At 74.7% G+C, this 20181-nt stretch carries 17 protein-coding genes; 5 read left to right on the forward strand and 12 right to left on the reverse strand.

Features of this window, described 5'->3' with window-relative positions; genetic code table 11:
- Positions 1-200: 200 nt before the first annotated feature.
- Positions 201-1208: a stage II sporulation protein M gene (locus CRP51_RS23565; protein WP_097233334.1), complete on the reverse strand. Its 1008-nt coding sequence runs from the start codon at positions 1206-1208 to the stop codon at positions 201-203.
- Positions 1209-1292: 84 nt separating this feature from the next.
- Between CRP51_RS23565 and CRP51_RS23570 the strand changes: the two genes are divergently transcribed.
- The gene (locus tag CRP51_RS23570) at positions 1293-2243 is read left to right on the forward strand and encodes an RDD family protein (protein WP_097233335.1); all 951 of its coding nucleotides are present in this window, start codon (positions 1293-1295) and stop codon (positions 2241-2243) included.
- A gap of 21 nt (positions 2244-2264) precedes the next feature.
- Here CRP51_RS23570 and CRP51_RS23575 read toward each other — a convergent pair whose 3' ends face one another.
- The 7 genes from CRP51_RS23575 to CRP51_RS23605 all read right to left on the reverse strand — a co-directional run bounded on the left by CRP51_RS23575 (position 2265) and on the right by CRP51_RS23605 (position 9209).
- Positions 2265-2894, reverse strand: a complete 630-nt coding sequence (locus CRP51_RS23575) for a hypothetical protein (protein ID WP_097233336.1) — start codon at positions 2892-2894, stop codon at positions 2265-2267.
- A gap of 57 nt (positions 2895-2951) precedes the next feature.
- A complete protein-coding gene (ahcY, locus tag CRP51_RS23580; protein ID WP_097233337.1) occupies positions 2952-4385 on the reverse strand; it encodes an adenosylhomocysteinase in 1434 nt (477 codons plus the stop codon).
- Between the two features lie 276 nt (positions 4386-4661).
- Positions 4662-5876, reverse strand: coding sequence for a mannose-6-phosphate isomerase, class I (gene manA / locus CRP51_RS23585; protein WP_097233338.1), 1215 nt, complete (start codon positions 5874-5876; stop codon positions 4662-4664).
- 29 nt (positions 5877-5905) lie between these two features.
- A complete protein-coding gene (locus CRP51_RS23590) occupies positions 5906-7051 on the reverse strand; it encodes an SIS domain-containing protein (RefSeq protein ID WP_097233339.1) in 1146 nt (381 codons plus the stop codon).
- A gap of 25 nt (positions 7052-7076) precedes the next feature.
- Positions 7077-7256 (reverse strand): Trm112 family protein, encoded by a 180-nt coding sequence (locus CRP51_RS23595; protein WP_097233340.1) that lies wholly within the window; start codon positions 7254-7256, stop codon positions 7077-7079.
- A 112-nt stretch (positions 7257-7368) separates the two neighbouring features.
- Positions 7369-8727, reverse strand: a complete 1359-nt coding sequence (locus CRP51_RS23600) for a phosphomannomutase/phosphoglucomutase (RefSeq protein ID WP_097233341.1) — start codon at positions 8725-8727, stop codon at positions 7369-7371.
- 92 nt (positions 8728-8819) lie between these two features.
- Positions 8820-9209, reverse strand: coding sequence for a DUF3499 domain-containing protein (locus tag CRP51_RS23605; RefSeq protein ID WP_097233421.1), 390 nt, complete (start codon positions 9207-9209; stop codon positions 8820-8822).
- A 195-nt stretch (positions 9210-9404) separates the two neighbouring features.
- On the opposite strand from CRP51_RS23605, the gene CRP51_RS23610 reads away from it, so the two are divergent.
- Entirely contained in the window at positions 9405-9857 is a 453-nt protein-coding gene (locus CRP51_RS23610; protein WP_097233342.1) for a metallopeptidase family protein, read from the forward strand.
- Between the two features lie 108 nt (positions 9858-9965).
- On the opposite strand, the gene CRP51_RS23615 is transcribed toward CRP51_RS23610, so the two are convergent.
- The 3 genes from CRP51_RS23615 to CRP51_RS23625 all read right to left on the reverse strand — a co-directional run bounded on the left by CRP51_RS23615 (position 9966) and on the right by CRP51_RS23625 (position 15606).
- Positions 9966-11504, reverse strand: a complete 1539-nt coding sequence (locus tag CRP51_RS23615) for a DUF5719 family protein (protein ID WP_097233343.1) — start codon at positions 11502-11504, stop codon at positions 9966-9968.
- Positions 11501-15181, reverse strand: coding sequence for a glycosyltransferase family 2 protein (locus CRP51_RS23620; RefSeq protein WP_097233344.1), 3681 nt, complete (start codon positions 15179-15181; stop codon positions 11501-11503). The genes CRP51_RS23615 and CRP51_RS23620 overlap by 4 nt, the downstream gene beginning before the upstream one ends.
- Before the next feature lie 161 nt (positions 15182-15342).
- On the reverse strand, positions 15343-15606 hold the full coding sequence (locus CRP51_RS23625) for a WhiB family transcriptional regulator (RefSeq protein ID WP_003950432.1): 264 nt from the start codon (positions 15604-15606) through the stop codon (positions 15343-15345).
- Positions 15607-16118: 512 nt separating this feature from the next.
- Between CRP51_RS23625 and CRP51_RS23630 the strand changes: the two genes are divergently transcribed.
- The 3 genes from CRP51_RS23630 to CRP51_RS23640 are packed head-to-tail and all read left to right on the forward strand — an operon-like array spanning position 16119 to position 18923.
- Positions 16119-16637, forward strand: coding sequence for a cysteine dioxygenase (locus CRP51_RS23630; protein ID WP_097233345.1), 519 nt, complete (start codon positions 16119-16121; stop codon positions 16635-16637).
- Between the two features lie 13 nt (positions 16638-16650).
- Entirely contained in the window at positions 16651-17616 is a 966-nt protein-coding gene (gene cofD / locus CRP51_RS23635; protein WP_097233346.1) for a 2-phospho-L-lactate transferase, read from the forward strand.
- The gene (locus tag CRP51_RS23640; protein WP_097233347.1) at positions 17613-18923 is read left to right on the forward strand and encodes a coenzyme F420-0:L-glutamate ligase; all 1311 of its coding nucleotides are present in this window, start codon (positions 17613-17615) and stop codon (positions 18921-18923) included. The genes cofD and CRP51_RS23640 overlap by 4 nt, the downstream gene beginning before the upstream one ends.
- A 19-nt stretch (positions 18924-18942) precedes the next feature.
- Here the strand turns inward: CRP51_RS23640 and CRP51_RS23645 are convergent, their stop codons facing one another.
- Positions 18943-20037 carry an LCP family protein gene (locus CRP51_RS23645; protein ID WP_097233348.1) on the reverse strand — a complete coding sequence of 365 codons (1095 nt, stop codon included), beginning with the start codon at positions 20035-20037 and terminating at the stop codon, positions 18943-18945.
- Positions 20038-20181 lie beyond the last annotated feature (144 nt).

Genomic DNA, 20181 nt, shown 5'->3' on the forward strand with positions numbered 1-20181 from the left:
AAATCCGGGCTCCGGAACCCCAATTCAGACATACCTCGGACAAGCCGAAGCAGACCCTCACCGGGAATCAGGTTCACACGAAGTGGGTGCCACACGCGGTGGCGGGATGCTTCCTCGTGGCCGGCCGAAAAAGACGACCGCCTTTGAGGCAGCTCGGAGAACATTACGCCTCGCCCCCGGCCTCGTCAAGCCGCGCTCGCTCAGGCGGCGACCGGGGCCTCGACCGGGCGGTCGGCGGCCGCCACGTCACCCGTCTCACCTGCGGCGACGGCGCGACGGCCGACGACGAAGACATAGAGCAGGAAGGCCACTTCCGCCGCGACGCCGATCGCGATCCTGGCCCAGGTCGGCAGTCCGGAGGGGGTCACGAAGCCCTCGATCGCTCCCGCGACCAGCAGCACGGCGGCCAGTCCCACCGCCATGCCCAGAGCGGCCCGGCCCTCCTGGGCCAGCGCGGTCGTCCTGCGGCGCGGCCCCGGGTCGATGACCGTCCAGCCGAGTCGGAGCCCGACGCCCGCCGCGACGAAGACCGCCGTCAGCTCCAACAGGCCGTGCGGCAGGATCAGCCCCAGGAAGACGTCGAGCCGGTCGGCGGAAGCCATCAGCCCGAGGCCGGCCGCGAGGTTGACGGCGTTCTGCAGGAGCACCCACAGAACGGGGAGTCCCAGGAGCGCGCCGAAGGCCAGCGACATTCCGGCGACCTGCGCGTTGTTCGTCCACACCTGGGCGGAGAACGCGGCGGCGGGACTGCTGGAGTAGTACGACTCGTAGGCGCCGCCCGGCCGGGTCATCTCGCGCAGCTCGTCGGGCGCGGCGATGCTGGCCCGTACCTGGGGATCGTCGGCGATCCACCAGCCGAGCGCGGCGACCACCGCCGTGAAGAGCAGCGCCGTCGGCACCCACCAGTGGCGGGTGCGGTAGCAGGCGGCCGGGAAGCGCACCGTGAAGAAGAGGAGCGCGTCCCGCCATGTCGCGCGGCGGGAGCCGACCACGGCGCTGCGCGCGCGGGCGACCAGGGTCGTCAGCCGGCTGGCCAGCGCGGGGTCGGGGGCCGACGACTGGAGCTGGGAGAGCTGGGTGGCGACCCGCTGGTAGAGGCGCACCAGCTCCTCGGCCTCGGCTCCCGTGAGCCGGCCGCGGCGGCGGATCAGGGCGTCGAGCCGTTCCCACTCCGCGCGGTGCGCGGCGACGAACACGTCGAGGTCCATGGGAGGCAGCTTGTCAGACCCCGGTGTCACACTGTCCAGCGGAAGTGGGAAACGGCGGTCACGTCCGGTGAGAGGGGGCGTTCGATGAGCGGCCAGGTGGTCACGGGGGACGCCGTCGTCCTCGGGCTCCAGCCGGCGCGGCTGCCGAGCCGGGCGCTGGCGGTGGCGATCGACCTGGTGGTGGTCGTCGGGCTCTATCTGCTGCTCTCCGTCGTGGTGCTGAGCACGGTGCTCCCGTTGGGGACGGCGACGGCGGCGGCCGTGCAGGTGGGCCTGCTGCTGGCGATCGTGGTCGGCGGGCCGGTGGCGGTGGAGACGCTCAGCCACGGGCGGTCGTTGGGGAAGCTGGCGTGCGGGCTGCGGGTGGTGCGGGAGGACGGGGGGCCGATCCGCTTCCGGCACGCGCTGGTGCGCGGGGCGATCGGCTTCGTCGAGCTGCTGATGACGGCGGGCTCGGTGGCCTGTGTGGCCTCGCTGGTCTCCGCGCGCGGGCGTCGGCTGGGGGACGTGTTCGCCGGGACGCTGGTGGTGCGCGAGCGGGTGGCCGGCGGGTGGGGCCGGCGGGAACGGGAGCGGATGCCGGTGGTGCCGGCGGAGTGGGACGGGCGGTTCGCCGAGACGGACCTGTCCCAGGTGCCGGAGGAGCTGTGGCTGACGGTGCGGCGTTACCTCGGGCGGGCGGGGCGGTTGGACCCGGCCGTGCGGTGGTCGCTGGCGGTGCGGCTGGCCGACGACATGGTGGCGCGGACCGGTGAGCCGGCGCCCGAGGGCGTGGCTCCGGACGAGTTTCTGGCCGCGTTGACGGCCGAGCGCCAGCGGCGGGAGGCGGCTCGCGCGATACCGGGCGCCGTCGCGGGGGAGGCGGCGGGAGCGGTGCCGGCGGCGGGTGGCTTCCAGCCGATCGTGGGGGCCCCGGTGACGGCGGCCCGGGCGCCGCACGGGATACCCGACGCCCTCCCGGAGCGAAAGCGGGCACGGGAGCGGGCGCCGGAGCCGGTGCCCGAGCGGCGGACGGGCTTCGTGCCGCCGGCCTGAGCGCGAGGGGTCCCGCGCTGTTCAGCGCTCCGGGGGGAAGATGGAGGGCGGGGAGTCCAGATCCTCCAGTTCGACGCCGGGGGCGGCCAGCACCACGTCGCCCGCCAGGTGCACGGTGTGCCGTTCCCCGGTCTCCAGGTCGGCGATCTCGTAGGCGTCCACGACCAGCGGTCCGCTGTCGGTGGGGTGGCTCTCGGCGCCGAGATGGGTCCAGCTCTCGTCGCGGGTGCGGGTGGCCAGGGCCGGCGCGGTGACGGTGACGAGTCGCGCGCGGGCGGGCGCCCCGCCTTCCGTGGCGTCGGGTCGCAGCAGGGCGGCGAGGGCGACGAGAAAGCCGGGGGACGGTCCGCTGAAGGCGGTGGCCCGTGCGTTGCCCTCCTCGGGGGCGGTGCCGTCGCCCGCCATCCGGACCCAGGTCAGTCCGTCGAGGGCACCACCGCGCAACTGCCAGCCTCCGGCGTGGAGTTCGACGCGCAGCTGGCGGCCGAGCGCGTCCAGCGTGAGGTCGGTGGTGAGCAGCGTCCGGCCGTCCGGCGCGGTGAGTCGCCCTGTGTAGCGCCAGCCGGCCGGGCCGGGCGCGCAGTGGAAGCGCTCCTCGCCCAGAGGGCTGCCGTCCTCGGGGTCGCTGACGCGGTAGCGGCCTTGGGGCATGGGTGCGGGCGGCGGCCCGTCCGGGCCCGCGCGAGGGCGGGCCCGGACGGCCTTCGCTCAGTACCGGTAGTGGTCCGGCTTGTAGGGGCCCTCGACCGGGATGCCGAGGTACCCGGCCTGGTCCTCGGTCAGCTCGGTGAGCTGGACGCCGAGCGACTTCAGGTGGAGGCGGGCGACCTTCTCGTCGAGGTGCTTGGGCAGCACGTAGACCCCGGTCGGGTACTCGCTCTGCTTGGTGAACAGCTCGATCTGGGCGATGGTCTGGTTGGCGAAGCTGTTGGACATCACGAACGACGGGTGGCCGGTCGCGTTGCCCAGGTTCAGCAGGCGGCCCTCGGAGAGCACGATGATGCTGCGCCCGTCGGGGAACGACCAGGTGTGCACCTGGGGCTTGACCTCGTCCTTGACGACACCGGGCAGCGCGGCGAGGCCGGCCATGTCGATCTCGTTGTCGAAGTGGCCGATGTTGCCGACGATCGCCTGGTGCTTCATCCGCTCCATGTGGGAGGCGAGGATGATGTCGCGGTTCCCCGTGGCGGTGACGAAGATGTCGGCGGTCTCGACGACGTCCTCCAGGCGGGCGACCTGGTAGCCGTCCATCGCGGCCTGGAGCGCGCAGATCGGGTCGATCTCGGTGATGATCACGCGCGCGCCCTGGCCGCGCAGGGACTCGGCGCAGCCCTTGCCGACGTCGCCGTAGCCGCAGACCACGGCGACCTTGCCGCCGATGAGGACGTCGGTGGCGCGGTTGATGCCGTCCACCAGGGAGTGGCGGCAGCCGTACTTGTTGTCGAACTTGGACTTGGTCACCGAGTCGTTGACGTTGATCGCCGGGAAGAGCAGCGTCCCGTCGCGGAACATCTCGTACAGGCGGTGCACGCCGGTGGTGGTCTCCTCGGTGACGCCCCGGATCTCGGAGGCGGCCTGGGTCCACTTCTGCGGGGTCTCGGCGAGAGTGCGGGTCAGCAGCTTGAGGATGACCTCGTGCTCCTCGTTCTCCGCCGTGGCCACGTCGGGCACCTGCCCGCTCTTCTCGTACTCGACGCCCTTGTGCAGCAGGAGGGTGGCGTCGCCGCCGTCGTCGAGGATCATGTTGGGGCCGCCGGTGGGGGTGCCGGGCCAGGTCAGCGCCTGCTCGGTGCACCACCAGTACTCGTCGAGGGTCTCGCCCTTCCAGGCGAAGACCGGGATGCCGGCGGCGGCGATCGCGGCGGCGGCGTGGTCCTGGGTGGAGAAGATGTTGCACGAGGCCCAGCGGACCTCGGCGCCGAGGGCGACCAGCGTCTCGATGAGCACCGCCGTCTGCACGGTCATGTGCAGCGAGCCGGTGATCCGGGCCCCGGCGAGCGGCCGGCTGGCCGCGTACTCCTCGCGGATCGCCATCAGACCGGGCATCTCGTGCTCGGCGAGGCTGATCTCCTTGCGGCCGAACTCGGCGAGCGACAGGTCGGCGACCTTGAAGTCCTGAGCGGCGTTGGCGGTCGTTGTCATGACGGCTGCTCCTCACGCGGTGACGAGTGTGGGCGGACAGGAGGCTACGGCGGTGAGGCCCGCCGCCCCAGGGGTGGTGGGGGCGGGGCTTCCGCTGCGCCACGGTCCGTCGGAGGGCCTTCTTACCCCTCTGCCGGGCTGAGCGGTGCCTTCGACAACACACCGCACCCGACTGCCATCAGCAACGACGTCTGGTAACGCACCGAATGTACACCGCGTGCCCCGGGCGGCACTATGCGAACGGTCTCATCTCGGCCAGCCGGCGCCGAAGCGCCGTCAGCGGACCACCCGGTCGGCGACCGTGGCGCGGAACAGCGCCCCGGAGCCGCCCAGTTCGACCCGCTCGCCGGCCGGGGCGAAGACCGATTCGCCCGGCGCGAGGTCGCACACGGACCCGTCCGCGCCGCGCAGCGTGACCCGCCCCCGGACGCACAGCAGGACCTGCGGGCGGTCGTCGGGCAGCGGGGTGGCGGCGGCGCCGTCGGGCAGATGGCGGGAGAGCTGGAACTCGTCGATCGGCGTCGCGTAGACCTCGGCGCCCGTGGCGTCCGGCTCGGGCCGCAGCACGCCGGGGTCGCCGGACGCGAAGCGGACGACGCGCAGCAGTTCGGGCACGTCGACGTGCTTGGGGGTGAGGCCGCAGCGCAGCACGTTGTCCGAGTTGGCCATGATCTCGACGCCGAGCCCTTCGAGGTAGGCGTGCGGCACGCCGGCGCCCAGGTAGAGGGCCTCGCCGGGGGCGAGCCGGACGTGGTTGAGCAGCATGGCGGCGATGACGCCCCGGTCGCCCGGGTAGTGGCGGGCGATGCCGGCGTAGGCGGCGCAGGCCGCGGCGAAGCGGTGGTCGGGGGTCTCGGCGGCGAGCCGGGCTGCGGCGGCGGCGGCCAGCTCGACCGTCCTGGCCACGGCCTCCGGCTCGGCGGTCAGCACGGCGGTGAAGACCTCGCGCAGCGCGTCGCCCTCCGGGCGGGCGCGCAACAGGTCGGCGTACGGCTTGAGTTCGTCGACGCCCAGGGCGTCGAACAGCTCGGCGGTGGCCGCCGCGGGCCGGAAGCCGCAGAGTCCGTCGAACGCGGTGAGCGCGCAGATCAGCTCGGGCTTGTGGTTGGCGTCGCGGTAGTTGCGGTGCGGGGCGTCCAGCGGGACACCGTTGGCCTCCTCCTCGGCGAAGCCGGCGGCGGCCTGCGCGAGGTCCGGGTGGACCTGGAGCGAGAGCGGGGCGCCTGCCGCCAGCAGCTTGAGCAGGAACGGCAGCCGGGGCCCGAGCGCGGCGGTGGTCGCCGCGCCCAGCTCGCCCTCGGGGTCGGCCGCGATCACCTCGGCCAGCGTCACGGTGCCCGCGCCGCGGTCCAGCCGGGAGGGGGCGCCGGGGTGGGCGCCCATCCACAGCTCGGCCTGCGGCTCGCCGGTCGGCTCGGTGCCGAGCAGCTCGGGAAGCGCGGTGGTGGAGCCCCAGGCGTAGGGCCGGACGGTGTTCTGGAGGCGGTCCATGGCGGGTCCTTCGTGCGCGGGGTGGGCGTTCAGCCGCGGTGGCCGGCGGCGAGCGTCAGATAGACGGCGGCGAAGTCCGTCTCGGCGAGCGACCGGGCGAGCGCGACCAGGGGCTCGTCCGCCTCGGGGGCCAGCTCGGCGACGCCGACCCCCCGGTCGAAGGCCAGGTCGCGCGCCGCGTCGGCGGCGGACGGCAGCCCGCCGGGGGCGCCGTGCGGCGGCGGGTCGCGGAAGAGCAGGAGGTAGGGGCGCAGCGGCTCCGGCTCCTCGACGCGGTCGCGGAAGAAGTCGTCCGGGTCGGTGGCTCCGGCGAGGTCGCCGCTGAGCAGCGGAGCGTGGGCCTCCAGCGCCTCGGGCAGCGCGGCGTCGAGCGCGGGGCGGCCGGCGAGGCCGGTCAGGGTGCGGCGGGCGTGCCGGGCGACGACGCCGGCCAGCGGGCCCTCGCTCCACAGCAGCGGGAGCGCGGCGCCGAGGTGGGCGGCCAGCTCCTTGGCCGGGTTGTCCTGGGTGCGGGTGGCGGGGCCGCAGCGCTCCGCGACGCGGTCGAGCTGGTCGGCGACCCGTTGGAGGGTGGCGTCTGGGGCCTCGAAGAGGCCGAGCCGGTCGCCGAGCAGCAGCAGCGGGGTGAGCAGCGCCCAGGCGGGGCCGGGGGCGGCGCGCGTGCCGGTGGGCTCCTGGAACGGGGCGCCGGTCAGCGGCAGCAGCAGCCCCCTGCGGTGGGTGACGGCCTCGGCGAGCGGGGAGCGCTCGGGGGTGACGGCGACGACGGAGCAGCCGCGTCGCGCGGCGGCCTCCACGAGGAGCGCGAGCCCCGGCTCGGCCCCTTCGTGGCTGGTGATCAGCAGCAGGTCGAGGGGACCGACCCAGCGGGGCAGCGGCCAGGTCAGGGCGCCGGGGTCGGGGGCGGGGCCGCCGGGGCGCAGGGTCTCGACCCGCAGGGCGTCACCGGCCAGCGCCTCGAACAGGTCGGCAAGCAGCGGGACCTGGGGGCCGAGCCCGGCGTGCAGCACGGTCCCCGGCCGGCCCTCGGGGGTGAGCCGCACGAGGGGCGACTCGGCGGCGCCGCGCGCCGCGCTCCGCACCTGCGCGCCGGCGCTCGCGGCGGCGCGCAGCAGCCCGCGCGGGTCGGCGCGCAGAAGCTGGTCGGGGGCGTCGAGCAGCGCTTCGTCGAACATGGCGGGTTCCGTCGGCCCGGAGGGCTCAGCCGGGCCGGCGGGCCTCGTCCACCAGCAGCACGGGGATGCCGTCGCGCACCGGGTAGGCGAGGGCGCAGGCGTCGCCGGTGCAGACCAGCTCGCTCTCCTGCTCGTCGGCGCGCAGCGGTGCGTGGCACACGGGGCAGGCGAGGATGTCCAGCAGGGCGTCTTCGACGAGCGGCACGGCTTCCTCCGGCGAGGGGTGGGCGGACGGGTGACGCGACGGTCAACCCTACCCGCAGGGCGGGCGGCCGGGCACCGGGTGCCCGGCCGCCCGGGGCGGGGGCTGGGGCGGGTCAGGCGCGGACGAGGGCGAGGACCTCGTCGCGGACCTTCTCGACGGTGTCGGCGTCCCTGGCCTCGATGTTCAGTCGGAGCAGGGGCTCGGTGTTGGAGGCGCGGAGGTTGAACCACCAGTCGTCGGCGGTGACGGTGAGCCCGTCCAGCTCGTCGAGGGTGACGCCGTCCCGGTCGGCGTAGGCGGCGCGGACGGCGGCGGCGCGGCCGGCCTGGTCGGCGACGCGGCTGTTGATCTCGCCGGAGGCGGCGTAGCGGTCGTAGGCGGCGACCAGCCCGGAGAGCGGCTCGTCCTGGTGGCCGAGGGCGGAGAGCACGTGGAGCGCGGCGAGCATCCCGGTGTCCGCGTTCCAGAAGTCCCGGAAGTAGTAGTGCGCCGAGTGCTCGCCGCCGAAGATCGCGCCGGTGCGGGCCATCTCGGCCTTGATGAAGGAGTGGCCGACGCGGGTGCGGACCGGGTTGCCGCCGTTCTCCCTGACCACCTCGGGGACGGACCAGGAGGTGATCAGGTTGTGGATCACGGTGGCCCCGGGGTCCTTGGCCAGCTCGCGTGCGGCGACCAGGGCGGTGATGGCGGACGGGGGGACGGGCTCGCCGCGTTCGTCGACGACGAAGCAGCGGTCGGCGTCGCCGTCGAAGGCGAGGCCGACGTCGGCGCCGGTCTCCCGGACGCGGGCCTGGAGGTCGACGATGTTGGCCGGGTCGAGCGGGTTGGCCTCGTGGTTCGGGAAGGTGCCGTCCAGCTCGAAGTACATCGGGTCGAGGTGGACGGGCAGCCCGTCGAAGACGGTCGGCACGGTGTGGCCGCCCATCCCGTTGCCGGCGTCCACGACGACCCGCAGCGGCCTGATCGTCTCCAGGTCGACGAGGGAGCGCAGGTGGGCGGCGTAGTCGGTGAGGACGTCGCGGCGTCCGACGGTGCCCGGGGTGGCGACGGGGGCGGGGGCGCCCTCCTCGGCCCAGCGTTCGACGAGCGCGCGGATCTCGGCGAGGCCGGTGTCCTGGCCGACGGGGGCGGCGCCGGCGCGGCACATCTTGATGCCGTTGTAGCGCGCGGGGTTGTGACTGGCGGTGAACATGGCGCCCGGCAGGTCGAGTGCGCCGCTCGCGTAGTACAGCTGGTCGGTCGAGCAGAGACCGATCTCGGTGACGTCGGCGCCCCGGCCGGCGGCTCCCCGGGCGAAGGCTCCGGCGAGGCCGGGCGACGAGGGGCGCATGTCGTGGCCGATGACCACGGCGTCGGCCCCGGTGACCTGGACGAACGCGGCGCCGAACAGCTCGGCCAGCGACTCGTCCCACTGGTCGGGGACCTCGCCCCGCACGTCGTAGGCCTTGACGATCTGCGACAGGTCCGGCACAGCTGACCCCTTGTCTGGAGGCTTCCGGTGAACGGCGGTGCGGTGAACGGCGGCGCCGCGGTGCGCGCGCCCCTCAATGTACCGGGGCGACCCTACGGCTCGGGGGAGCGCAGGATGCGCAGATGTCCGCGCCGGGCGACCTCGACCGGGTCGCCGGTACCGCCGCGCGGCACCGGCGGGCCGGGCGGCGGCTCGGGGGGCGACGGGGTCCTGGCGGCCTCGCGGACGGCGTCGGCCAGCGCTTCGAGGTCGTCGCCGCTGGGCCGGGTGGTCGTCGGGTCCATGGCGAGGCGGACCACTTCCCAGCCGCGCGGCGCGGTCAGGCGCTCCGAGTGCTCCGCACAGAGGTCGTAGCAGTGGGGTTCGGCATAGGTGGCGAGCGGACCGAGGACGGCCGTGGAGTCCGCGTAGACATACGTCAACGTCGCCACGGCGGGACGGCCGCACGCGGTGCGCGAACAGCGACGTACGGGGCTCACGATGTTGGACCGTACCGCACTCCTGAGCGGGCCGCGACGACTCGGGGCGGCGTCACCCCGCCGTGTCGTCCCGTTCCCGCCCGCAGTGCCCGGATTCGCCCCGGGCGGACGGGTGTTGCGTGGCGGTGGGCGGTGGGGGCGTGCCCCGGTCCGAGGCGCTCTGACCGGGGGAGGGCTTTCTGATCTATCGTCGATGCGATGGACAAGTCCGGCGGAGTCCCCCCACCCGTGTCCGGCCAGCCCGAGCGACATCGGCATCGCGACCGGCACGGCCGAGGTATGCGCGGGCCCCTGGCCCCGCCGCAGGTGCCGCTCGCGGTGAGCCGCGCGGACACCTTCGACTCGCTGGTCGACGACTCGGCGGAGCGGCTGCGGCGGCGGTTGCCGCAGCTGGACGGGGTGGAGTTCCTGGTCCGCGAGGTGCCGGTGCTGCGCGACGCCTCGCAGGACGGCGCCGTACCGCTGGGCGGGATCGTGCGGGCGGCGCGCGGGCGACGGGCCCGGATCGTGGTCTACCGCAGGCCGGTCGAGCTGCGCAGCCGCAACCGGGACGAGTGCGCGCAGCTGGTCCACGAGGTGGTCGTCGAGCAGGCGGCCGAGCTGCTGGGGCTGGCGCCCGAGTCGGTCGATCCGCAGTACGGACAGGACTGAACCGGGCCGGAAAACGCCGAAACCGGGCCGGAAAGCGTCGGAGAAGAAGCGCGCCGGGGCGGCCGCCCGGAGGCGGCCGCCCCGGCGTGCGCCGGTGGGCGGGCGTGCTCAGTCGACCAGCAGGGACAGGTCCTGGTCGGTCTCGGGAACGGAGACGGTGGACCGGTCGTCCGGGATCGTCTGGGTGGTGAACGCCGTGGCGCCGTCCCGGTCCAGCAGCAGCGTCCTGGCGGCGTAGAGCGTGCCGCCGCCCGAGGGCTCCAGGGTGATCGCGTAGTTCCCCTCCGTGCCGTCCAGCTCGGGGTTGACCTCCACGGTCGTGCCCGGGTCCACGGTGAACGTCTCGGTGACCGGTTCGCCGCCGTCGGCGCCGGCGGAGTAGGTGAGGTCCACCTCGACCGTCTCGTCGAGGGCGAGCAGCGCGAGCCGGGTGCCGGAGGTGGTGTTGCCCGAGACGGTGGCGCGTTCCTCGATCGGCTCGGTGGCCGGGAGGAACGCGGACTCGCGGTCCCCCTCCCCGCCCGCCACCACGTGCAGGCCGGCGACCACGGGCCCGGATCCGGTGCCGTCCTGCCTGGTCAGCACGAGGGAGGACGCCTCGCCCTGGGTCAGGTCGCCGAGTTCGACGGTGGTGACGGTGCCGGCGACGACGTTGACCGACTCGTTGCCCGCCGGCGTGATGGTGCCGCCGGGGCCGGCGAGGCCGACGTCCAGCGCGACGTCCTGGCCGCCGGGGGCGAAGACCGACAGCCGCACCCCGTTCACCCCCGCGGGGATGCCGGGGAGCACCAGGGTGTCGGCGGACGGGTCGGTGACGGGCGGCAGCCAGTCGGTGCCGAGGGACTCGTCGACGATCTCGATCTGCGCGCCGACCCGGCCGCTGCGGGCGGCGACGTGCACGGCGAGGTCCGGCTCGGCCTCGCCGAGCAGGGTGGCGAGCCGGATCGCGACGCTGGTGTGGCCGGGGACGGTGATGCCCTGCCCCTGCTCCGCCTCCAACTCGCCTTCGGCGCCGTGGACCTCGATGTCCACGACGGTCGCCGCCTCGTCCGGGTTGGTGACGTGGACGTAGTCGTGGCGGTCCTCGGCGGCGCTCGCGCCGGTGAACCAGAACTCGGTGTCCGGCGTCTGGCAGGAGGTGCCCAGGGCGCCCTTGCCCTCGCCCGAGTCGACGACGGTGGTCTGCTGGACGGTCCAGCCGGGCGCCAGCAGGTGGTCGGCCGTGCCCGTCAGCGCGGGGGCGTCCGCGTCGTCGACGGTCGCGGTGACCGGGAGGCCCGGCTCGGACAGCTCCAGGACGGGCTCGGGGGCCTCGGTCTCCTCCGGCTCGTCGGTGCTCTCCTCCTCGCCGTCCTCGTCCGGGTCGGTGGCGCCGGGGTCGGGGGTGTGCTCGGGGGCGGGCAGCAGGGTGGCGGCGCCCTCCTCGGAGCGGACGCTCTCGGTGGGCGGGGTGAACCCCGTGTACCAGGTGGTCTGCGCCGCGGCGCCGGTCGGGCGCGGGCAGGTCAGCGCGGTCCGCTCCACCGGGAGCGGCTGTGCCTGCCGGGTGGGCTGTTCCTCGCCGGCGTCGCCCCGCATCGTCGCGACGCCGGTGAGGGCGAGCAACGCGACCAGGACGCCGAGCAGCGGCAGGGGGAGGCGGTTCACCGGCGATCACTCCCGTCGCCATAGTCGGTCGGATAGTCGTAGGGCGAGGCGTAGCTCTGGTCCTGCCCGTAGCCCTGGCCGTATCCCTGGTCGTAGCCCTGGTCGTAGCCCTGGTCGTAGCCCTGTTGACCGGACGGGTCGTAGGGCTGCTGGTAGGGCTGGGCGGCCCAGTCGCCGTAGGGCTGCTGCGGGGGAACGGTCCCCCCGTGCGGCTCGCCCGCCGGCTGGTAGGGCTCGGGCCGCTCCGGCCGCCACTCGGGGGCGGCGGGCGGCTCGGGCGGCGCCGGCGGCGCCTCGGCCGGCGCCTCGTGGTCGACCTGGTGGTCGACGGCGTGGTCGACGGCGTGGTCGACGGCGTGGTCGACGGACTCGTCGGCCGGCGCCGTGCCCTGGGCCGGAACGGCGGCACGCCTGGCGCGGCGGCCCTGCGGCGCGGGCGCCTCGGCCTCCGGCAGGTCGTCGTCCAGCTCGCGCCGGCGGTCCGGCAGCGCGAGGACCACCAGCACCAGCAGGCCGAAGCCCTGTGCCCAGACCCACAGGGTGTGCAGCCCCGAGGTCTCGTACACCACATCCAACCGACCGCCGCCGGCCGGAAGTTCGAAGCCCTGCGCCCAGCCGTTGACGGTCACCGGGGTGAGCGGCTGGCCGTCGAGCGTGGCGCGGAAGCCCTCGTCGGCGCGGTCGGCGAGGCGCAGCACCCGGCCGGCCGGCCCCTCGGGCAGGTCGGTGTGGACCTCGACGGCCTCGGCCGGCAGCGGAACGGGCTCGGCGTCCTGGCCCTCCTCCTCGGCGGGCAGGACCATCGCGCGGGCGACGTCCCGGTTGACCCGCCACAGGGCGCTGCCGTCCTCCTGGCTGAGGCGCTGGAGGCCGGGGGTGGTGTCGAGGGTGCGGTGCAGCGCGCGCGGGCTGCCGTCCTGGACCAGGACGTAGCGGACCGCGTAGTCGGCGAGCGCCCGGGTCTGGTCGGCGCCGGTGCCCGCGGTGAGGTCGCCGACGGCCTCGCTCAACGTCTCGTCCTCGCCGAGGAGTTCGGCCAGGTCGGCGTCGCCGAGGCGGGCACCCGAGCCGCGCACCAGCGAGTAGGAGACCTCGTCGACCTCGGCGTCCCGCCCGCCGTCGGCGGTCAGGACCAGGGTGCGGGCCTGGTCGCGCGCGGCGCTCTCCTCCGCGACGAACGCCGGTACCTGCACGGGGTCGCTGCGGCGCAGCGGCCCGTCGGCGCCGTCGAGCACCCAGCCGGCGGCGGCCAGCAGCGGGCCGACCGCGGCGGCGCCGGCGACGGCGACGGCCAGCGGCTGGCGCCAGCCGAAGCTGCGGGCGGCGACGCGGTAGCGGGCGCCGTCGGCGCCGAGCAGCGCCGCGCTCAGCAGCGCGAGGCCGTAGACCAGGACGGCGGGGCCGGCCCAGCCGTCGGAGTCGGACCAGATCGCGAAGAGCAGCGCGACCAGGGCACCGGCCCAGGCGGTGTGGATGGCCAGCCGGCGTTCGCCGCGCAGCAGCGCGCCCAGCGCGGCGAGCAGGACGCCCAGCAGCAGCCAGGCGGAGGGCGTTCCCGGGCCGCCGGGGCTGAGGTTGAGCAGCTGGGTGGCGTCGGCCGAGCCCGTCTCGTAGCGCAGGCCGACCTCGTTGAGGAACCCGTCGGGGCTCAGCAGCGTCGACAGCGACCAGGGCGCGAGCACCAGCACGGGCGTCGCCAGCGCGGCGGCGAACCGCACCGCGCGCGCCCGCCGGACGGCCACGGGCATCCGCAGCGGCAGCAGCAGCGCGAGGCAGGCGAGCAGCACCGCCATCGGCCAGATCACCGGCGTGAACGCGGAGCCCAGGGTCAGCAGCAGCGCCGCGGCCCAGACCGCGCGCCAGGGGCCGATGCCGTCGCCCCTGGTGTGGCCGGCGGCGGCGACCGCGACGCGGGCCAGCGGGGGCAGCAGCACGGCGAGCAGCGCGGTGCCGATCCGCCCGCCGGCGAGCGCGCCGGTGACGGCCGGGAGGAACGCGTAGGCGACGCTGCCCCAGGCGCGCAGCAGCCGGGACATGACCAGCGGCCGCGAGGTCAGATAGGCGCTGACCCCGGCCAGCGGGATGGAGCAGACCAGCAGCAGGGTCATCGCCGGGCCCGTGTTGCCGAACAGCAGGCTGGCCAGCAGCGCCAGCAGCCCGACGAACGGCGGCGCGGACTCGGTGCCGCCGGTGCCGACGGGCTGCCAGGTCGTCAGGTAGCGGTCCCAGAGGGCGCCGGCGTCGGCCGGCATCGGCAGCAGGGCGCCGCCGCTGAGCGCGCCGCCCCCGACCAGGTTGCGGCAGGCGAGCAGCGAGACCACGAGCAGCACGAGGAAGAGCACGGGCCCCGGCCGGCGCGCCAGCCGTTTGACGCGGGCGAACTGTTCGACGTCCAACGCGTCCGCGTCGTCGTCGCTCGGTCCTGACTCGACGGCGCCGTGCCGACCGCTGGAGGCGGAGGCCGGCTCGGCGCGCCCGCCGAGGTTGCTCGCGACCTGCTCGATCGTGGAGCGGACGGTGGCGCCGGGCGGCGGGAGGAGCGCTCTGAGCTCCGTCGGGTCCTGGTCGGGCGCCCTGGCGGCGGCGCGGCTGCGCCGGGCGCCGATCAGCCGCCCCGGGCGCAGCACGGTGGCGAGCAGCCCGGCGGCCTCGTCGAGCGCGCGTCCCGGCTGCTTGCCGACGAGGTAGGCGAGGATCCGCAGCACGGTGCCGAGCACCAGCCGGAAGACGACCCAGGGCAGCACCCGGGTGCGGGCGTTGGCCAGCAGCGCGTAGGTGGCGGCGGCCTTGTCGACCCGGTGCGGGCTGCCGCCGAGGCGGCCGGCGCAGTCGATGGAACGGCGTTCCCTGGTGGCGGCCTCCGCGTGGCGGAGGACGGCGTCGGGGGCGATGAGCACGCCGTGGCCGGCGGCGTGGGCGCGCCAGCAGAGGTCGACGTCGTCGCGGGTCAGCGGCAGCCGGCGGTCGAACCCGCCGAGCTGCTCGTAGACGTCGCGCCGGATGAGCATCCCGGCGGTGGAGACGGAGAGCACCGGGCGGACCCGGTCGTGCTGCCCCTGGTCCTGCTCGCGGCGGTCGAGGCCGGTCCAGCGGCGCCCGCTGTAGGCGAGGGAGACCCCGACCTCCAGCAGCTGCCTGCGGTCGTACCAGCCGCGCAGCTTGCCGCCGACGATGGCGGTCGACGGGCTGGCGTCGGCCTGGCGCAGCAGGTGCGCGAGGGCGTCGGGGGCGGGGGCGGAGTCGTCGTGCAACAGCCAGAGCCAGTGCACCGGTTCGCCGTGTGGCAGCTCGGGCAGGTCGTAGGTGCTGTTGTCCCAGCGGCGGTTGACCGGGTCCCAGGCGGAGGGCCGCCGCAGATAGGGGAGGTCGTCCGGGGTGAGCACGGGGGCGGTGCGGGCGGCCTCGGCGACGGCGGCGCCGAAGCCGGTGCGGCGGGCGAGGTGCAACACCCGTTCCGCGCCGAGGGCTTCGGTCACCAGGTTCGCCGACTCGTCGGCGCTGCCGGTGTCCGCCGCGATCACGTCCTGGACGGGCCGCTCCTGGCCGAGGATTCCGCGCAGGACCTCGGGGAGCCAGCGTTCGCCGTCGTGCGAGACGAGCACGGCGGTGACGACGTGCCGGGGAAGTTCGGGATGGGCGGCCTGCGGTTGCGCCGCCGACTGGCTGTGCACGGACATCGAGGTGCTGGCCCCGGTTCGCTGGACGGTGGTGGACGGCGCTGCTCCGCGGGGAGCGGCGCTTGTCGCCTCGGACAGCGCACCACACTAGCGGCTGGGACCGTCCACGCCCCTCGGGCGGGAGACGCCGGGATCGTCCAGGGCTCGGGGAGGACGCTCCCTCAGACCGCGGCCTTCTTCAGGCGGCGGCGCTCACGCTCTGACAACCCGCCCCAGATGCCGAAGCGTTCGTCGTTGGCGAGGGCGTACTCAAGGCACTCGGAGCGCACCTCGCAGGCGAGGCAGACCTTCTTGGCCTCGCGGGTCGAGCCGCCCTTCTCGGGGAAGAAGGACTCGGGGTCGGTCTGCGCGCAGAGCGCGCGCTCCTGCCAACCAAGCTCCTCGTCGGCTTCCTCGACCAGCAGTTGTTCGAACAGCTCGGTCATGTGCGCGCCCCTCGCCTTCGTTGCGTCCCCGTGATGCCGTCGTTATCCGTGCCGGTCGAACGACATGAGTGAAATTACAGGTGGGCCGCTCACCGGCAGTCAAGCCACGATCTGCCATTCACCCGATGATTCACCCTGTGGCACCACACTCACACGGAAAGTGTTCAAATCGGCACAAATCTCTCAACCACCTTCGGGCATCCGTCCCACATTCCACCGGTTCCCCGGCGGATTCGGCGCCCTCGCACAGAGAAACGAACGAGAGCGCGGTTTTGTTGCGAGCGAGCGCGCGGCGGTGGTGAGGGTCACGCCCAGATCACGGACGCGCAACGCGCCCTCGCCGCTGCCCGGATGCTCCCGCGCTTCTCCCGGAGGCGCGGCGGATAAACCTTTCGGCGGTCCCCGGAGCCCGAATCTGATGAAACAATGCCGGGGACAGCACGCCCCGTTGACACCCCGTCCACGGACGGGAGCGGCCGGGCTCCACGACCATCCGAGGCGCACCGCACTCCATGGACAACGACAACGCCATCGCCGGCGACCCGCTGGCCATCCCCCACCTGCTGCCCGCCCCCGCCGCGCACCCGACCACGGTCGCCGGCTTCGCGGGGCTGGCCGTCGCGCTCGCGGGTGATCGGGAGTGTTGGGAGTCCCTGGTGCGGTACGACGCGACCAGCCGCTGGTACCACCGGCTGCGGGTGGGGCCCGGCTACGAGGTCTGGCTGCTGAGCTGGCTGCCGGGACAGGGCAGCGGGCGCCACGACCACGGCCCCTCGTCCGGGGTGTACACGGTGCTCGCCGGCGCGCTGACCGAGCACGCCGCCGGGCGCGGCGAGCGGGTGCTCACCCCCGGCTCGCTGCGGGTCTTCGCCCCCGGCTATGTGCACGAGGTGGTCAACGCGGCGCTGGCGCCGGCCGTCAGCCTGCACGTCTACTTCCCGGGGCTGACCGAGATGCCCATGCGCCCCCGGCGTGAGGCGACGCACTCCCCCGCGTCTCCACCCAGCCCCCGGGGCCTCCTCGCCTGCTGACAGACTGGGCCACATGCGACGCATCGTGGTTCTGTCCGGCGGAATCGGTGGCGCCCGCTTCCTGCGCGGCCTGTTGCGGGCCGCGCCGGAGGCCGAGGTCACCGTGATCGGCAACACCGGCGACGACATCCATCTCTTCGGCCTGAAGGTCTGTCCCGACCTCGACACCGTGATGTACACGCTCGGTGGCGGCATCCACGAGGAGCAGGGCTGGGGACGGGCGGACGAGTCGTTCGCGGTGAAGGAGGAGTTGGCCGCCTACGGCGTCGGGCCCGAGTGGTTCGGGCTCGGCGACCGGGACTTCGCGACGCACATCGTGCGCACCCAGATGCTGGGCGCCGGCTATCCGCTGAGCGCGGTGACCGAGGCGCTGTGCCAGCGCTGGGAGCCGGGCGTGCGGCTGCTGCCGATGACCGACGACCGGGTCGAGACGCACGTGCTGGTCGACGACGAGTCGGGGGGCCGGCGGGCGGTCCACTTCCAGGAGTACTGGGTGCGGATGCGCGCCGGGGTGCCGGCGCGTGCGGTGGTGCCGGTGGGTGCCGACCAGTCGAAGCCGGCACCCGGTGTGCTGGAGGCGATCGCCGAGGCGGACGTCGTCGTCTTCCCGCCGTCCAACCCGGTGGTCAGCGTCGGCACGATCCTCGCCGTGCCCGGTATCAGGGAGGCCATCGCCGACGCGGGGGTCCCCGTGGTGGGCCTGTCCCCGATCGTCGGCGACGCCCCGGTGCGCGGGATGGCCGACAAGGTGCTGGCCGCCGTCGGCGTCGAGGCGACGGCGACCGCCGTCGCGCTGCACTACGGCTCTGGGCTGCTGGACGCCTGGCTGGTGGACACGGTGGACGCGGGGGCCGTCGCCGAGGTCGAGGCGGCGGGAATCCGTTGCCGAGCCGTGCCGTTGCTGATGAAGGACACCGAAGCGACCGCCGAGATGGCCCGGGCGGCGCTGACGATCGCCACGGAGGTCGACGACGCATGACGGCGCCCGCTTACCAGGTCTGGGCCCTGCCCGGCATTCCCGAGGTCCGTCCCGGCGACGAGTTGGCCAAGCTGATCGCGGAGGCCGCCCGGGGACCGGAGGGCGGCGGGCTGGTCGACGGGGACATCGTCATCGTCACCTCGAAGATCGTCAGCAAGGCGGAGGGCCGGATCCGGCGGGCCGACGACCGGCGGGACGCCATAGAGGAGGAGACCGTCCGGGTGGTCGCCGTCAAGGGCGAGGCCAGGATCGTGGAGTCCCGGCACGGCTTCGTGATGGCCGCCGCCGGCGTCGACGCCTCCAACACCCCGCCCGGCACGGTGCTGTTGCTGCCCGAGGACCCGGACGCCTCGGCCGAGGCGATCCGCCGGGGGCTGGCCGAGCTGCTGTCGGTCGAGGTGGGCGTGGTGGTCACGGACACCTTCGGGCGGCCCTGGCGCGAGGGGCAGACGGACGTGGCCATCGGGGCCGCCGGCGTCACCGTGCTCGACGACCTGCGCGGCGGCACCGACGCGCACGGCAACCCGCTGGGCGTGTCGATCACCGCGGTCGCCGACGAGCTGGCCGCCGCGGGCGAGCTGGTGAAGGGCAAGGCCGACGGGCTGCCCGTCGCCGTGCTGCGGGGCCTGGCGCACCGGACCGGTGGGCGGGCGAGCGCGCGCGACCTGGTGCGGGACGCCAGCATGGACATGTTCCGGCTGGGGACCTCGGAGGCGGTCCGGGAGGCGGTGACCTCGCGCCGCACGGTGCGGGAGTTCACCGACGAGCCGGTCGACCCGGAGGCGGTGCGCCGGGCGGTGGCCGCCGCGTTGACGGCGCCGGCGCCGCACCACACCACGCCCTGGCGCTTCGTGCTGCTGGAGTCGCCCGGGTCCAGGACGGAGTTGCTGGACGCGATGCGGGAGGCGTGGATCGCCGATCTGCGGCGCGACGGGCGCTCCGAGGAGAGCGTGGAACGGCGCGTGCGCCGGGGTGAGGTGTTGCGCCGCGCGCCCTATCTGGTGGTGCCCTGTCTGGTGGCCGACGGCGCCCACGACTACCCGGACGAGCGCAGGGCGCGCGCCGAACGCGAGATGTTCGTCGTGGCGACCGGCGCCGGGGTGCAGAACCTGCTGGTGGCGCTGGCCGGCGAGGGCCTGGGATCGGCGTGGGTCTCCTCGACGATGTTCTGCCGGGACGTGGTACGGCGGACGTTGGGGTTGCCCGACGACTGGGACCCGATGGGCGCCGTCGCGGTCGGTCGCGCCGCCGCGCCGCCGCGTCCCCGGCCGGCGCGGGACCCGGAGGCGTTTCTCACCGTTCGCTGACGCCGTTCCGGCGGCGCGGTCAGCAGACGATCTCGTCGGCGCCCGTGGTGTCCTGCGCGCCGTCGGCCGGGGCGGCGGGGCGCTCGGCGGGCGTCCCCGGGTCCGGCTCGGGCCTGGGCAGCGGCCGGTCGTGCCGGAGCGCGTCGAAGAGCCGGTCGGCGGCCTTCTCGTCCCACAGCACCGTGGAGCCCAGTCCGGGCGCCTCGTGCTGGCGGTCGGCGACCGGGACGGAGGCGAACTCGGCCGAGGCGGTGGTGAAGTGCCGCATCAGCCCCGCCAGTTCCAGCATCTGCTCGGCGTCAAGCCCCTCGTCGGCGCGGACCGAGTCCAGCAGCGCCTCGGCCATCGCGGCGACCTTGCCCGGGTTGAGCAGCACCCCGCCGCTGACCGCCTTGTCGGCGAAGGCGGCCAGGAAGCGCTGCTGACGTTCCATCCGGCCGAAGTCCGAGGCGCCGTCCACGTGCCGGGCCCGGACGTAGGCGAGGGCGCCGGGGCCGTCCAGGGTGCTGGTGCCGGCGGGCAGGTCGAGCCCGGCGTAGGCGTCGCGCAGCGGCTCGGTGGTGCAGACCTCCACGCCGCCGAGCTGGTCGACCGCCCGCATGAAACTGACGAAGCTGACCTCCAGGTAGTGGTCGATCCTGGTATCCGTCAGGCCCTCGACCGCCTCCACCATCAGCTGCGGACCGCCGTGCGAGAGCGCGGAGTTGAGCTTGTCGTCGTGCGCCTCGTGCCGCTCGGTGCTGTCCGGCATGGTGTGGGCGGGCAGGGTGGTGAGGGAGTCGCGCGGGAGGCTGACCATGCTGACGCGCTCCCTGTCCTCCGAGACGTGCAGCAGCAGGATCGCGTCGGCGCAGCGGCAGGAGGCGCCGCCCACGTGGTAGCGGGCGCGCTCGTCCTCGGTGAGTCCGTCCCTGCTGTCCGTGCCGACCAGCAGGATGTTGAGCCCGGAGCCGGCGTCCGGGCGGTCCCGCAGCCCCCCGAACGCGTCCACCCGGCCCACCCCGTCGGTGACTCCGGCCACCACCGAGTGGCCGACGCCACTCGCGGTGAGCACCAGCGCGGAGAGGGTGCTGGCGATGCGGAGGCCCCAACGGCGGCGGCGTCTGGCTGGCATGGGTGGGTACACACTCCCGCTCGTTCGGAGACGGAGCGCCACGGTACGCAGATACGATCTTGGGCTTTGAGGCGGCGCGCGCCGGGGTCCCCCGTTCGCGGTAACGTGAGCCGGTGACCAGCCTTCCCACTCCCGCCGTCTCCG

Source organism: Streptomyces zhaozhouensis, from assembly GCF_900230195.1.
Lineage (GTDB): Bacteria > Actinomycetota > Actinomycetes > Streptomycetales > Streptomycetaceae > Streptomyces > Streptomyces zhaozhouensis.

Coding starts and splice junctions, on each gene's coding strand:
- cofD (WP_097233346.1), top strand. CDS start 16,651: ATGCGACGCATCGTGGTTCTGTCCGGCGGAATCGGTGGCGCCCGCTTC.
- CRP51_RS23625 (WP_003950432.1), bottom strand. CDS start 15,606: ATGACCGAGCTGTTCGAACAACTGCTGGTCGAGGAAGCCGACGAGGAG.
- CRP51_RS23620 (WP_097233344.1), bottom strand. CDS start 15,181: ATGTCCGTGCACAGCCAGTCGGCGGCGCAACCGCAGGCCGCCCATCCC.
- CRP51_RS23640 (WP_097233347.1), top strand. CDS start 17,613: ATGACGGCGCCCGCTTACCAGGTCTGGGCCCTGCCCGGCATTCCCGAG.
- CRP51_RS23610 (WP_097233342.1), top strand. CDS start 9,405: ATGGACAAGTCCGGCGGAGTCCCCCCACCCGTGTCCGGCCAGCCCGAG.
- CRP51_RS23630 (WP_097233345.1), top strand. CDS start 16,119: ATGGACAACGACAACGCCATCGCCGGCGACCCGCTGGCCATCCCCCAC.
- CRP51_RS23575 (WP_097233336.1), bottom strand. CDS start 2,894: ATGCCCCAAGGCCGCTACCGCGTCAGCGACCCCGAGGACGGCAGCCCT.
- ahcY (WP_097233337.1), bottom strand. CDS start 4,385: ATGACAACGACCGCCAACGCCGCTCAGGACTTCAAGGTCGCCGACCTG.
- manA (WP_097233338.1), bottom strand. CDS start 5,876: ATGGACCGCCTCCAGAACACCGTCCGGCCCTACGCCTGGGGCTCCACC.
- CRP51_RS23565 (WP_097233334.1), bottom strand. CDS start 1,208: ATGGACCTCGACGTGTTCGTCGCCGCGCACCGCGCGGAGTGGGAACGG.
- CRP51_RS23590 (WP_097233339.1), bottom strand. CDS start 7,051: ATGTTCGACGAAGCGCTGCTCGACGCCCCCGACCAGCTTCTGCGCGCC.
- CRP51_RS23570 (WP_097233335.1), top strand. CDS start 1,293: ATGAGCGGCCAGGTGGTCACGGGGGACGCCGTCGTCCTCGGGCTCCAG.
- CRP51_RS23645 (WP_097233348.1), bottom strand. CDS start 20,037: ATGCCAGCCAGACGCCGCCGCCGTTGGGGCCTCCGCATCGCCAGCACC.